The 13057-nt window shown below is 73.1% G+C and carries 10 protein-coding genes and 1 riboswitch; of the genes, 9 read left to right on the forward strand and 1 reads right to left on the reverse strand.

Going from position 1 to position 13057, the window contains the following annotated elements:
* Positions 1 to 23 precede the first annotated feature (23 nt).
* From hpnE to ACZ6KO_RS03170, 6 genes are all read left to right on the forward strand, one after another.
* Entirely contained in the window at positions 24 to 1424 is a 1401-nt protein-coding gene (gene hpnE, locus ACZ6KO_RS03145; RefSeq protein WP_469299258.1) for a hydroxysqualene dehydroxylase HpnE, read from the forward strand.
* 59 nt (positions 1425 to 1483) lie between these two features.
* On the forward strand, positions 1484 to 2578 hold the full coding sequence (locus ACZ6KO_RS03150) for a polyprenyl synthetase family protein (protein ID WP_469299262.1): 1095 nt from the start codon (positions 1484 to 1486) through the stop codon (positions 2576 to 2578).
* Positions 2579 to 2704: 126 nt separating this feature from the next.
* Positions 2705 to 4957, forward strand: a complete 2253-nt coding sequence (shc, locus tag ACZ6KO_RS03155; protein WP_469299263.1) for a squalene--hopene cyclase — start codon at positions 2705 to 2707, stop codon at positions 4955 to 4957.
* Positions 4957 to 5709, forward strand: coding sequence for a phosphorylase family protein (locus ACZ6KO_RS03160; protein WP_469299266.1), 753 nt, complete (start codon positions 4957 to 4959; stop codon positions 5707 to 5709). The genes shc and ACZ6KO_RS03160 overlap by 1 nt, the downstream gene beginning before the upstream one ends.
* 5 nt (positions 5710 to 5714) lie before the next feature.
* Positions 5715 to 6746 (forward strand): adenosyl-hopene transferase HpnH, encoded by a 1032-nt coding sequence (gene hpnH, locus ACZ6KO_RS03165; RefSeq protein WP_469299268.1) that lies wholly within the window; start codon positions 5715 to 5717, stop codon positions 6744 to 6746.
* Positions 6743 to 8149 (forward strand): aspartate aminotransferase family protein, encoded by a 1407-nt coding sequence (locus ACZ6KO_RS03170; RefSeq protein ID WP_469299271.1) that lies wholly within the window; start codon positions 6743 to 6745, stop codon positions 8147 to 8149. Before hpnH ends, ACZ6KO_RS03170 begins: the two co-directional genes overlap by 4 nt.
* Positions 8150 to 8221: 72 nt before the next feature.
* Here the strand turns inward: ACZ6KO_RS03170 and ACZ6KO_RS03175 are convergent, their stop codons facing one another.
* Entirely contained in the window at positions 8222 to 9028 is an 807-nt protein-coding gene (locus ACZ6KO_RS03175) for a tyrosine-protein phosphatase (protein WP_469299274.1), read from the reverse strand.
* Positions 9029 to 9340: 312 nt separating this feature from the next.
* A riboswitch (cyclic di-AMP (ydaO/yuaA leader) is annotated at positions 9341 to 9506 on the forward strand.
* Positions 9507 to 9508: 2 nt separating this feature from the next.
* Between ACZ6KO_RS03175 and ACZ6KO_RS03180 the strand changes: the two genes are divergently transcribed.
* The 3 genes from ACZ6KO_RS03180 to ACZ6KO_RS03190 all read left to right on the forward strand — a co-directional run bounded on the left by ACZ6KO_RS03180 (position 9509) and on the right by ACZ6KO_RS03190 (position 12846).
* Positions 9509 to 10510, forward strand: a complete 1002-nt coding sequence (locus tag ACZ6KO_RS03180) for a M23 family metallopeptidase (protein WP_469299276.1) — start codon at positions 9509 to 9511, stop codon at positions 10508 to 10510.
* 194 nt (positions 10511 to 10704) lie between these two features.
* The gene (locus tag ACZ6KO_RS03185) at positions 10705 to 11502 is read left to right on the forward strand and encodes an SGNH/GDSL hydrolase family protein (RefSeq protein ID WP_469301503.1); all 798 of its coding nucleotides are present in this window, start codon (positions 10705 to 10707) and stop codon (positions 11500 to 11502) included.
* Between the two features lie 150 nt (positions 11503 to 11652).
* Complete coding sequence (locus ACZ6KO_RS03190) at positions 11653 to 12846, forward strand: MBL fold metallo-hydrolase (protein WP_469299278.1); 1194 nt, start codon at positions 11653 to 11655, stop codon at positions 12844 to 12846.
* The last annotated feature ends 211 nt before the right edge of the window (positions 12847 to 13057 follow it).

Consider the following 13057-nt stretch of genomic DNA (forward strand, 5'->3'; position numbering starts at 1 on the left):
ACACGCGTTTCCCTGGAGGGCGTATGACCGGCAACCGTGCGGTGGTCGTCGGCGGCGGGCTGGCCGGAGTCACCGCCGCCCTGGAACTCGCCGACGCCGGACTGCGCGTGACCCTGCTGGAGGGCCGGCCGCGGCTGGGCGGACTGGCCTTCTCCTTCAAGCGCGGCGAGCTGACCGTCGACAACGGCCAGCACGTCTACCTGCGCTGCTGCACCGCCTACCGCTGGTTCCTGGACCGGGTCGGGGGCACCGACCTGGCCCCGCTCCAGGACCGGCTCGACGTACCCGTCCTCGACGTCGCCCGCCCCGGAGGGCCGCGACTGGGCCGGCTGCGCCGCACCGCGCTGCCCGTACCGCTGCACCTGGCGAGCTCGCTGGTGCGCTACCCGCACCTCTCGCTCGCCGAACGCGTGGGCGTGGGCCGCGCCGCGCTCGCCCTGCGCGGACTCGACCCCGCCGACCCGGCCCTGGACGGACTGGACTTCGGGACCTGGCTCGCCCGCTACGGCCAGTCCCCCCGCGCCATCGAGGCCCTGTGGGACCTCGTCGGCATCGCCACCCTCAACGCCACCGCCGAGGAGTCCTCCCTCGCCCTGGCCGCCATGGTCTTCAGGACCGGGCTGCTCTCCGAGCCCGGGGCCGCCGACATCGGCTGGGCCCGGGTCCCCCTCGGCGACCTGCACGACACCCTCGCCCGCAAGGCGCTGGACGCGGCCGGCGTCCGGACCGAAGTCCGCACCCGCGTCACCGCCATCTCCCGTGACGCACAAGGGGATTGGCGCGTGGACACCGAGGGGGACAGCCTGACGGCCGGCACCGTCGTCCTCGCCGTACCACAGCGCGAGGCACACGGCCTGCTGCCGCACGGAGCGCTCGCCGACCCCGACAAGCTCCTCGACATCGGCACCGCGCCGATCCTCAACGTCCATGTCGTCTACGACCGCAAGGTGCTCAAGCAGCCCTTCTTCGCGGCGCTGGGCACACCCGTCCAGTGGGTCTTCGACCGCACGGACGCCTCCGGGCTCACCGACGGCGGCCAGTACCTGGCGCTGTCCCAGTCGGCCGCCCAGGACCACATCGACGAGCCCGTGTCCGTCCTGCGCGCCGCGTACCTGCCCGAACTGGAGCGGCTGCTGCCCGCCGCGCGCGGCGCCAAGGTCCGCGACTTCTTCGTCACCCGGGAGCGGACGGCGACGTTCGCCCCCACCCCCGGCGTCGGCCGGCTCCGCCCCGGGGCCCGCACCGACGCGCCCGGCCTCTACCTCGCCGGAGCGTGGACCGCCACCGGCTGGCCCGCGACCATGGAGAGCGCCGTCCGCAGCGGGCAGGCCGCGGCACACGCCGCACTCTCGGCGCTCGGCCGCCACCGCGAGAACCCTCCCCTCGGCTCCGCCGGGGCGACCCCCAGCAGGAGCTCGGCATGACCACCACGAGTACCACCAGCACGTCCCGCACCGCAGCCACAGGAACCAGAGGAGAGCCAGTGAACCCGGGGAATCCGGATGCCGGGAACGCGACGGACGCGAAGGGTGGGACGCACGCCGAGAGCGCGGACACCCTCGCCCTCCTGGAGCGCGGCCGCACCCTCTCGACGCCCGTGCTCCGCGCGGCCATCGCCCGTCTCGCCCCGCCCATGGACACCGTCGCCGCCTACCACTTCGGCTGGATCGACGCCCAGGGCAACCCGGCGGACGGCGACAGCGGCAAGGCCGTACGCCCCGCGCTCGCGCTGCTCTCCGCCGAGGCCGCGGGCGCGCCGGCCGAGGTCGGCGTGCCCGGCGCGGTCGCCGTGGAACTCGTCCACAACTTCTCGCTGCTGCACGACGACCTGATGGACGGGGACGAGCAGCGCCGCCACCGCGACACCGTGTGGAAGGTGCACGGCCCGGCCCAGGCCATCCTGGTCGGCGACGCCCTGTTCGCCCTCGCCAACGAGGTGCTGCTGGAGCTCGGCACCGTCGACGCGGGCCGCGCCACCCGCCGCCTGACCACCGCCAGCCGCAAGCTCATCGACGGCCAGGCGCAGGACATCTCCTACGAGCACCGCGAGCGCGTCAGCGTCGAGGAGTGCCTGGAGATGGAGGGCAACAAGACGGGCGCGCTGCTCGCGTGCGCGGTCTCCATCGGCGCGGTCCTCGGCGGCGCCGACGACCGGACCGCCGACAAGCTGGAGGAGTACGGCTACCACCTCGGCCTCGCCTTCCAGGCGATCGACGACCTGCTGGGCATCTGGGGCGACCCGGAGGCCACCGGCAAGCAGACCTGGAGCGACCTGCGCCAGCGCAAGAAGTCCCTGCCGGTCGTCGCCGCGCTGGCCGCCGGCGGTCCGGCCTCCGAGGAGCTCGCCGAGCTGCTCGCCGCCGACGCCAAGAGCAGCGACTTCGAGAACTTCTCCGAGGAGGAGTTCGCCCACCGCGCCGCCCTCATCGAGCAGGCGGGCGGCCGCCGCTGGACCGCCGACGAGGCGCGCCGCCAGCACGCGGTCGCCATCCGGGCCCTGGACGACGTCGCCATGCCGCAGCGGGTGCGCGACGCCCTGGTGGACCTCGCCGACTTCGTCGTCGTACGCAAGAGGTGACCGCCACCACGCAGCAGCGGATATGACGCGCGAGTCGCCGGCCGGTGCCCCCGCCTGAACCAGGCGGGCACCGGCCGACGGCAGACCCCAGCACAGCAGCGGACGCAACTGTACGAAGGGGAAGCCATGACAGCGACGACCGACGACGGAGCCGGGACGGCAGGTCCGGGCTCCGCATCCGCCGGAGACACCACCACCACCGACACCGCACGGCCACGGCCACGGGCCCGGCCCGCCGCGGGGGACGGGCCCGGTCACGGGGCCGTGCACGCGGCCGTGCACGCGGCCGTGCACGCGGCCACCGCCCGCGCCGTGGAACACCTCCTCGCCCGCCAGGACCCCGAGGGGTGGTGGAAGGGCGACCTGGAGACCAACGTCACCATGGACGCCGAGGACCTGCTGCTGCGGCAGTTCCTCGGGATCCGGGACGAGCCCACCACCCGCGCGGCCGCCCTGTTCATCCGGGGCGAGCAGGGCGAGGACGGTACCTGGGCCACCTTCCACGGCGGACCGCCCGACCTGTCCGCCACCATCGAGGCGTACGTCGCCCTGCGCCTGGCCGGGGACGCCCCGGACGCCCCGCACATGGTGCGGGCCTCGGCCTGGGTGCGGGCGCACGGCGGGATCGCGGCGTCCCGGGTCTTCACCAGGATCTGGCTGGCCCTGTTCGGCTGGTGGAGCTGGGACCACCTGCCCCAACTGCCGCCCGAACTGGTCTTCCTGCCCCCCTGGGTGCCGCTGAACATCTACGACTTCGGATGCTGGGCGCGCCAGACCATCGTGCCGCTGACGGTCGTCTCCGCCAAACGCCCGGTACGCCCGGCGCCGTTCGCACTGGACGAGCTCCACACCGACGCGCGCAATCCCCGCCCCGCCCCGCCGCAGGCTCCGCTGGGCAGTTGGGAAGGCGCCTTCCAGCGCATGGACAAGGCGCTGCACGTCTACCACCGCTTCGCCCCGCGCCGGCTGCGCCAGGCCGCCCTGCGCAGCGCGGCCCGCTGGATCGTCGAACGGCAGGAGAACGACGGCTGCTGGGGCGGCATCCAGCCGCCCGCCGTGTACTCGGTGATCGCCCTGCACCTGCTCGGCTACGACCTGTGCCACCCGGTCATGCGGGCCGGCCTGGAGTCGCTGGACCGGTTCGCCGTGTGGCGCGAGGACGGCGCCCGCATGATCGAGGCCTGCCAGTCCCCGGTCTGGGACACCTGCCTGGCCGCGATCGCGCTCGCCGACGCCGGGCTGCCCGCCGACCATCCCGCCCTGGTCAGGGCCGCCGACTGGATGCTCGGCGAGGAGATCGACCGGCCCGGCGACTGGGCCGTGCGCCGGCCGGGACTGGCCCCCGGCGGCTGGGCGTTCGAGTTCCACAACGACAACTACCCCGACATCGACGACACCGCCGAGGTCGTCCTCGCGCTGCGCCGCATCCGGCACCCGGAGCCGGGCAAGGTCGAGGCGGCCGTGGCCCGGGGAGTCGCGTGGAGCCTCGGCATGCAGTCGCGCAACGGCGCGTGGGGCGCGTTCGACGCGGACAACACCAGCTCCTTCCCCAACCGGCTGCCGTTCTGCGACTTCGGCGAGGTCATCGACCCGCCGTCGGCCGATGTCACCGCGCACGTCGTGGAGATGCTCGCCGTCGAGGGCCGGGCCGGCGACCCGCGCGCCCGCCGGGGCATCGCCTGGCTGCTGGCCGAACAGGAGGCGAACGGTGCCTGGTTCGGCCGCTGGGGCACCAACTACGTGTACGGGACGGGCTCGGTGGTCCCGGCGCTGACGGCCGCGGGCACGGCGCCGTCCCATCCCGCGATCCGGCGCGCCGTCGCGTGGCTGGAGTCCGTGCAGAACACGGACGGCGGCTGGGGCGAGGACCAGCGCTCCTACCAGGATCCGGGGTGGGCCGGGAAGGGCGCGTCGACGGCCTCGCAGACGGCGTGGGCGCTGATGGCCCTGCTGGCGGCGGGGGAGCGGGAGGGCAGGGCGGTCGAGCGCGGGATCGCGTACCTGGTGGACACGCAGGCGGCCGACGGCTCCTGGGACGAGCCGTACTTCACCGGTACCGGCTTCCCCTGGGACTTCTCCATCAACTACCACCTGTACCGGCAGGTGTTCCCGCTGACCGCGCTGGGCCGCTACCTGTGCGGCGAACCCTTCACCGCCGGCGCGGCGGGCGCCGCGGTGGCGGGCGGCAGCGCGGCGCGGACGGACAGCGGGAAGGGGACGGGCAGCGCGGCGCGGATGGGCACTGTGGTCGGGACGGACAGCGCGGTGGGGACCGGCACCCCGGTGGGGAGGGGCGGCGGGCCGGGCGCAGGCGGCGCGGCGGGGGCGGCCGGCGGCGTACCCGCGCGGCGGCCGCCCGGCGAGCGGAGCGAGGGCTGATGGCGCCCCGCCGCGGCGGGCACCCGCCCTCCGGGCCCGGCGCGGACGCCGCGCCGGCCGGCCCGCCGGACCGCGCCGCCCCGCCCGCCGGTCCCTGCGGCGACGTGGCCGCGGCGCCGCTGCTCATCGCCTGCGCCCTCGGCATCGAGCGCCTCGCCCTGCGCAGCGGCGAACGGGCCGCCGGAACCCACCCGCGGCTCACCGTCGTACGGACCGGCATGGGGCCTCGCGCGGCCGAACGGTCCGTGGCCCGGGCCCTCGCCGAACCCGCGCTGCGCGGGGCCGCCGTGGTCGCGACCGGCTTCTGCGCCGGGCTCGTCCCCGGCATGCACCCCGGCGACCTGGTGGTCGCCGAGGAGACCCGCGACCCGCTCGGCACCGTCACCTGCGCCGGCAGCGCGACCCTCGCCGGGGCGCTGGCGCGGGCCGCCCCCAGGCGGACCGTCCACATCGGTGTCCTGACCGGCTCCGACCACGTCGTCCGCGGCGCCGAGCGCGCCGAACTGCGGGCGACCGGGGCCATCGCCGTCGACATGGAGTCGGCCGCGACCCTCCGCAGCGCGCTGCACGGCCCCGGCGCGCCGCCGGGCGGGCGTCCGGTTGCGGCCGTCCGGGTGATCGTGGACGCTCCGGAGCATGAGCTCGTCCGTATCGGCACGGTGCGCGGTGGAATATCGGCCTTCCGCGTACTGCGTGCCGTACTGCCCGCTTTTTATGACTGGCACCGTTCTTTGCCGCTCCCCAGGAGGTGAGCCAGATGGCCATGCCGCTGCGACAGTCCATCAGGGTCGGGACCTATCTCTTCGAACAGAAGCTCCGGAGGCGCGAGAAGTTCCCCCTCATCGTGGAGCTCGAACCGCTCTACGCCTGCAATCTCAAGTGCGAGGGATGCGGAAAGATCCAGCACCCCGCCGGGGTCCTCAAGCAGCGCATGCCGGTCGCCCAGGCCGTGGGCGCGGTCCTGGAGTCCGGCGCCCCGATGGTGTCCATCGCGGGCGGCGAACCCCTGATGCACCCGCAGATCCACGAGATCGTGCGGCAGTTGGTGGCCCGGCGCAAGTACGTCTTCCTGTGCACCAACGCCCTGCTGCTCCGCAAGAAGATCGAGGACTTCACCCCCTCCCCGTACTTCGCCTTCGCCGTGCACATCGACGGCCTGCGCGAACGGCACGACGAGTCCGTGGCCAAGGAGGGCGTCTTCGACGAGGCGGTGGCGGCCATCAAGGAGGCCAAGCGGCGCGGCTTCCGCGTCACCACCAACTCCACCTTCTTCAACACCGACACCGCGCAGACCGTCATCGAGGTCCTCAACTACCTCAACGACGACCTCAAGGTCGACGAAATGATGATCTCGCCGGCGTACGCGTACGAAAAGGCGCCCGACCAGGAACACTTCCTCGGTGTCGAACAGACCCGTGAACTCTTCCGGAAGGCCTTCGCGGGCGGCAACCGGCGGCGCTGGCGGCTCAACCACTCACCCCTCTTCCTCGACTTCCTCGAAGGCAAGGCGGATTTCCCCTGCACCGCCTGGGCCATTCCGAATTACTCCCTCTTCGGCTGGCAGCGGCCCTGCTATCTGATGAGCGACGGATACGTCCCGACGTACCGGGAACTCATCGAGGACACCGACTGGAGCAAGTACGGCCGCGGAAAGGACCCGCGCTGCGCCAATTGCATGGCGCACTGCGGCTACGAGCCCACGGCCGTCCTGGCCACCATGGGATCCCTGAAGGAATCCCTGCGGGCGGCCCGTGAGACGGTCTCGGGGAACCGGGACACCTCGGCATGACCGGGCCGGGCGGGGGTGCCGGCAAGGAATTCGATCTCGGCGCGCTGCTGGCCGAGCGGGGCGCGGAGCGCTACGAGCTGCACGCCCGGCACCTCAACCACCAACTGCCCCGCATGCTGCACACCATCGGCTTCGACAAGGTCTACGAGCGGGCCGAGGGCGCCCACTTCTACGACGCCGAGGGCCACGACTACCTCGACATGCTCGCCGGGTTCGGCGTGATGGGCCTGGGCCGGCACCACCCCGTCGTGCGCAAGGCCCTCCACGACGTCCTGGACGCCCAGCTCGCCGACCTCACCCGCTTCGACTGCCAGCCCCTGCCCGGGCTGCTGGCCGAGCGGCTGCTGTCGTACAGCCCGCACCTGGACCGGGTCTTCTTCGGCAACAGCGGCACCGAGGCCGTCGAGACCGCCCTGAAGTTCGCCCGCTGCGCCACCGGTCGCCCCAGGGTCCTCTACTGCGACCACGCCTTCCACGGGCTGACCACCGGCGCCCTCTCCGTCAACGGCGAGGGCGGCTTCCGCGACGGCTTCGCCCCGCTGCTGCCCGACACCCGGATCGCGCTCGGCGATCTGGCGGCGCTGGAGCGCGAGCTGCGGCGCGGCGACGTGGCGGCCTTCGTGGTCGAGCCCGTCCAGGGCAAGGGCGTGCACGCGGCCCCGCCCGGCTTCCTGCGCGCGGCGCAGGACCTGCTGCACCGGCACAAGGCCCTGCTCATCGCCGACGAGGTGCAGACCGGACTGGGGCGTACCGGCGATTTCTACGCCTACCAGAACGAACCGGGCGTGGAGCCGGATCTGGTGTGCGTGGCCAAGGCGCTCTCCGGCGGCTACGTCCCCGTGGGCGCCACCCTGGGCAAGGACTGGATCTTCAAGAAGGTCTACTCGTCCATGGACCGGGTGCTGGTCCACTCGGCGAGTTTCGGCTCCAACGCACAGGCGATGGCGGCCGGACTCGCGGTGCTGTCGGTGATGGAGAACGAGTCGCTCGTCGCCCGCGCCCGGGAGGTGGGCGACTCCTTGCGCGGGCGGCTCGCGGCGCTCGTGCCCGAGTACGAGCTGCTGCACGAGGTGCGCGGGCGCGGCCTGATGATCGGCATCGAGTTCGGCCGGCCCTCCTCGCTGGGCCTGCGCAGCCGCTGGACGATGCTCCAGGCGGCCCGCAAGGGGCTGTTCGCGCAGATGGTCGTGGTGCCGCTGCTGCAGAAGCACCGGATCCTGACCCAGGTCTCCGGAGATCATCTGGAGGTCATCAAGCTGATCCCGCCGCTCGTCGTGGACGAGGCCGACGTGGACCGCTTCGTGACCGCCTTCCGGGCGGTCATGGACGACGCGCACGGCGGGGGCTCGCTGATGTGGGACTTCGGCCGGACGCTGGTGAAGCAGGCCGCCGCACAGCGCTGACTGACGCACAGCGGTGACGGCGCTGCCTCCCGCGCGGGTCGTGAGCGCTGCCTCCCGCGCGGGCCGTGAGCGTCAGACGAGGAGCTTCTCGCGCAGCCGGGCGAGGGTCTCGGGGGCGAGCCCGAGGCCCTCGCCCAGGTAGGCCGGCACGCCGCCCCAGGTCTCCTCGATGGCGTCGAAGGCCTCGGTCAGGTACTCGGCGCGGGCGTCGAAGAGCGGGGCCAGCAGCTCCATCACCTCGGGCGAGCGCGCCTCGGGCGCCTCGCTGCCACGGCGTACCCGGTAGCGGCGGTGCGGGGCGTTCGACTCCAGGTAGTCCGCCACGATCGCGTCGCGCTCGACGCCCACCGCGAGGAGGGTGACGGCGACCGAGAGCCCGGCCCGGTCCTTGCCGGCCGCGCAGTGCATGAGGGCGGGCACGCTGTCCTCGGCGAGGGCGTGCAGGACGCGGCTGTGCTCGGCGGTGCGCCGGGTGATGATCTCGCGGTACGACCGCGTCATCCGGTCGGCCGCCCGGCCCTCGCCGAGCAGATCGCGCAGCTGGCCGAGGTCGCCGTCGCGCACCATCTTCCAGAACTCCTTGCCGTCCGCCGGGTCGGAGAGGGGAATGTTCACATTCCGTACACCCGGAAGTTCCACGTCGGGCCCCTCGAGGGCGTGGTCGGCCGCGTTGCGGAAATCGAAGACGGTGTGGAGGCCGAGCGACGCGAGGAATTCTGCGTCGGTTTCGGTGGCATGGGCGAGATGTCCGCTTCGGAACAATCGCCCCGTACCGACCTGCCCCCCGTCGGTGGTCGGCAGCCCGCCCACGTCGCGGAAGTTGCGTATGCCGGTCAGTTCCGGCTCCGTGGGCCGGGTCCGAGGTATCTGCTGGGTCACGAGCGTCCCCTCCGTATCGTCGCGGTTGTCCGAATTGCACTGCTTGGCCCCAACGTGCCCGGGAGAGAAGGGAGATCGCCTCCCACCCCCGTGAGCAGGATCATACGGTGACCGTGAGTGCCTGATCGCGGAGGCCGAATTCCCTGCGGCGGCTGGCCGTTGAAGCGGCGGAATGGACGGAGGGTGACCGGAATTCCGTCGAACTCTCATCAACGGGAATCCGTGGGGGAATTCGTGGCTTGTTTCGCGCGGCATGGCTGGATTACGTTCACGACCGATCCGGATGGACCGCCGAATCCTGCCACCATCCGGACACCGCACCCGACTATTCATGTGCTGGCAGGAGCGGGGGAACCAGGTAGGCCCGCCGAATCGGATCTTGATATCCGAATGGCTCGGGGTGAAGCCGTAGCGATACGGCCGGACAGCTCCAGTCCGAACCCGACAGCTCACCTCGCAGGCGCCGGAGAGGAAAACGCCATGCCCGGAAAAGGCAAGCACCGACGCCCGAAGTCCCGCTCCCTGACCCGCGGTTTCGTCGCCGCCGGTACGGGCGGTGCGGCCCTCGCGCTGCCGCTGATGGGCGCCACCGGCGCGAACGCGGCCGGGGCTCCCGCCGCCGCCCCGCAGGCCCCGGTCACGGCCCAGCTCCCGGCGCAGGTGCCGGCCGCCCTCCAGGCCGCCCCCGCGCACGCGGCGCCCCGGCTGGCCCCCAGCACCTACACCGTCGTCCAGGGCGACTGCCTCTCGCGCATCGCCGAGAACCGCGGCCTCTCCGGCGGCTGGGAGCGGCTCTACGCCGACAACCGCGACGCCGTCGGCACCGACCCGTCGCTGATCCACCCGGGCCTGGAGCTCACCCTCGGGGGCCGGGGTGCGGCCCCCGTCGAGTCGGCTCCGGTCGAGTCGGCCCCCGTCGAGTCGGCTCCGGAGTCGGCCCCGGTCGAGTCGGCGCCCGTCGAGTCCGCCCCGGAGTCGGCACCGGCCGCGCCCGCCCCGGTCGCGCCCGCCCCCGAGCGGGGTTCCGCCGACCGGACCCCGGCCCAGGGCTCCGGCACCGCCGCCGCCCCGGGCAAGGCCGGCTTCGTCGCCCCGGTCGGCGGCGGCGTCTCCACCGCCTACCGGGCCTCCGGGGCCATGTGGTCCAGCGGCTACCACACCGGTGTCGACTTCATCGCGCGCTCCGGCACCTCCGTCAAGGCGGTCAGCGCGGGCACCGTCGTGTCCGCCGGCTGGGGCGGCTCGTACGGCAACGAGGTCGTCGTCAAGCACGCCGACGGCCACTACTCGCAGTACGCCCACCTGTCGCAGCTGTCGGTCTCGGTCGGCCAGAGCGTCACCGCCGGCCAGCAGCTCGGCCTGTCCGGTTCGACCGGCAACTCCACCGGCCCGCACCTGCACTTCGAGATCCGCACCGGCCCGAGCTACGGCTCGGACGTCGACCCGCTCGCCTACCTCCGCTCCCACGGCGTGAGCATCTGACGGCAGCGGCGGCCGCCCTCCGGGGGCGGCTCCGGGAAACGTGTGAGGCCAGGGCCCGAGGGGGGTCCTGGCCTCACGCCTTGTTATTCCTCCCTGACCGGGTGGTATAGATCACGGTCCGTCAACCCCTTCCTACGGTGGCGTAGGTCACGTCTTGAGGTGAAGGATGTGGTCCCGTGGCAGCGACGACAACGATGAACAACTCGACACGACGGACCATCGGCAGCATCGACACCATCGGCTCGTACGCGGCGATCGGGGACAGCTTCACCGAGGGTGTGGGGGACCCGGGACCCGGGGGAATCTACGTCGGCTGGGCCGACCGGCTCGCCGTACTGCTGGCCGACCGGCGCGACGAGCACGACTTCCGGTACGCGAACCTCGCCGTACGCGGACGCCTGCTCGACCAGATCGTGGCCGAGCAGGTGTCGCGGGCCAAGGAGCTCGCGCCGGACCTCGTCACCTTCTGCGCCGGCGGGAACGACATCATCCGGCCCGGCAGCGACCCCGACGACGTGGCGGAGCGGTTCGAGGCGGCCGTGGCCGACCTCACCGGAGCCGTCGGCCAGGTCATGATCACCACCGGTTTCGACACCCGCGGGGTGCCGGTCCTCAAGCACCTGCGGGGCAAGGTCGCGACGTACTCCGCGCACGTGCGGGCCATCGCCGACCGCTACGACTGCCCGGTGCTCGACCTCTGGTCGCTGAAGTCCGTACAGGACCGGCGGGCCTGGGACGACGACCGGCTGCACCTCTCCCCGGAGGGGCACACCCGGGTGGCGCTGCGCGCGGCCCAGGTGCTCGGGATCGAGGTACCGGCCGACCCGGACCAGCCGTGGCCGCCGCAGCAGCCGCGCGGATCCGCCGAGGTCACCCGCGACAACATCCAGTGGGCGCGCGAGTACCTGGTGCCGTGGATCGGGCGGCGGCTGCGCGGGGAGTCCTCCGGGGACCACGTGGAGGCCAAGCGGCCGGACCTGCTGCCGCTGTAGCGCCGGGCGCGGGGCGGGGCGCCGCCCGGTCCGGGACCGGGCCCCGGCCCGGAACCGGAATCCTTCCGGGCCGGTGTGCGTTGGGAACGTCGAAGAGAGCAGGATCCCCCCTGTCCCATTCCTTGTCCCATTCCCCTCCCAGGAGGCGCCTTGACCGGCTCCCGTCCCTTGCGTCCTCGGCTGCGCGACCTGCGGCCCGAAGCCTTCGGCGCGGACCCGTCCGGCGCGCGCATGGAGCGGATCCGCCGCTCGCCGAACTTCGCCGACGGCGTCTTCCAGAACCCGGTCGGGGCCCGGACCAGGCCCTCCGGCTCCATGCGGGAGTTCGCCAAGATCTACTTCCACAAGGAGCAGCGGCAGCGCCGCGGCCCCGCCGCGTCCGTTCCGGTGCACCCGACGACGCTGGCCGACCTGGCGAAGCCGCCGGTCACAGGGCTGCGGCTGACGTGGATGGGGCACTCCAGCGTGCTCGCCGAGATCGACGGGCGGCGCGTGCTGTTCGACCCCGTGTGGGGAGAGCGGTGCTCTCCGTTCCCCTTCGCCGGCCCCAAGCGACTGCACCCCGTACCGGTGCCGCTGGCCGCACTGGGCCCGGTGGACGTGGTGGTGATCTCGCACGACCACTACGACCACCTCGACCTGCCGACGATCAAGGCGCTGGCCGGTACGGACACCGTCTTCGCGGTGCCGCTGGGCGTCGGCGCGCACCTGGAGCGGTGGGGGGTGTCGGCCGACCGGCTGCGCGAACTGGACTGGAACGAGTCCACCAAGATCAACGGGCTGGCCCTGACCGCGACCCCGGCGCGCCACTTCTGCGGCCGCGGCCTGCGCAACCAGCAGCACACCCTGTGGGCGTCCTGGGTGGTCGAGGGCGACGAGCACCGCATCTTCCACAGCGGTGACACCGGCTACTTCCCCGGCTTCCAGGACATCGGGGCCGCGCACGGGCCCTTCGACGCCACGATGATCCAGATCGGCGCGTACTCGGAGTACTGGCCGGACATCCACATGACCCCCCAGGAGGGCGTCCAGGCCCACCTCGACCTGCAGGGATCGAAGCCGCACGGGGTGCTGCTGCCGATCCACTGGGGCACCTTCAGCCTGGCCCTGCACGCCTGGGCGGAACCGGGCGAGTGGACGCTCGACGCCGCCGCGGAAGCCGGCCAGCCGGTGGCGGTCCCGCACCCCGGCGAACCCTTCGAGCCCGCCGGCACGCTGCCCGTGGATCCCTGGTGGCGCCCGGTCTCCCACCCGATCACCCACCCGTGGCGCCGCCCGAAGCCGGTGGACCGCCCGGCGGACGAGTCCCGGGCCGGCGACCTGGACCTCGCCGGCGAGCGGTGACGGCGGACGAGGAGCTGGAGAAGTCGCTCGCCTATGGGGCAGGCTGACCTCCGAGGAACGCGAGCGGGCCTTCATCGCCATAGACGGGCCTCCACGCGTTGAGCCACGGGAGCGTCCTCGGAATCCCAGACCCCTACCCACCGCGAACGGCTCCTCCCCGGTCGTCGTGCGCACACGGATCGTACTCACCGGGTGCGTGTCGCTCGACGAG

It is taken from the genome of Streptomyces sp. NPDC042102 (assembly GCF_055582305.1).

Excerpts from the sequence above, each read along its gene's own strand:
- hpnE (WP_469299258.1), top strand. The coding sequence starts at position 24 with ATGACCGGCAACCGTGCGGTGGTCGTCGGCGGCGGGCTGGCCGGAGTC.
- ACZ6KO_RS03170 (WP_469299271.1), top strand. The coding sequence starts at position 6,743 with ATGACCGGGCCGGGCGGGGGTGCCGGCAAGGAATTCGATCTCGGCGCG.
- ACZ6KO_RS03160 (WP_469299266.1), top strand. The coding sequence starts at position 4,957 with ATGGCGCCCCGCCGCGGCGGGCACCCGCCCTCCGGGCCCGGCGCGGAC.
- ACZ6KO_RS03180 (WP_469299276.1), top strand. The coding sequence starts at position 9,509 with ATGCCCGGAAAAGGCAAGCACCGACGCCCGAAGTCCCGCTCCCTGACC.
- shc (WP_469299263.1), top strand. The coding sequence starts at position 2,705 with ATGACAGCGACGACCGACGACGGAGCCGGGACGGCAGGTCCGGGCTCC.
- hpnH (WP_469299268.1), top strand. The coding sequence starts at position 5,715 with ATGGCCATGCCGCTGCGACAGTCCATCAGGGTCGGGACCTATCTCTTC.
- ACZ6KO_RS03185 (WP_469301503.1), top strand. The coding sequence starts at position 10,705 with ATGAACAACTCGACACGACGGACCATCGGCAGCATCGACACCATCGGC.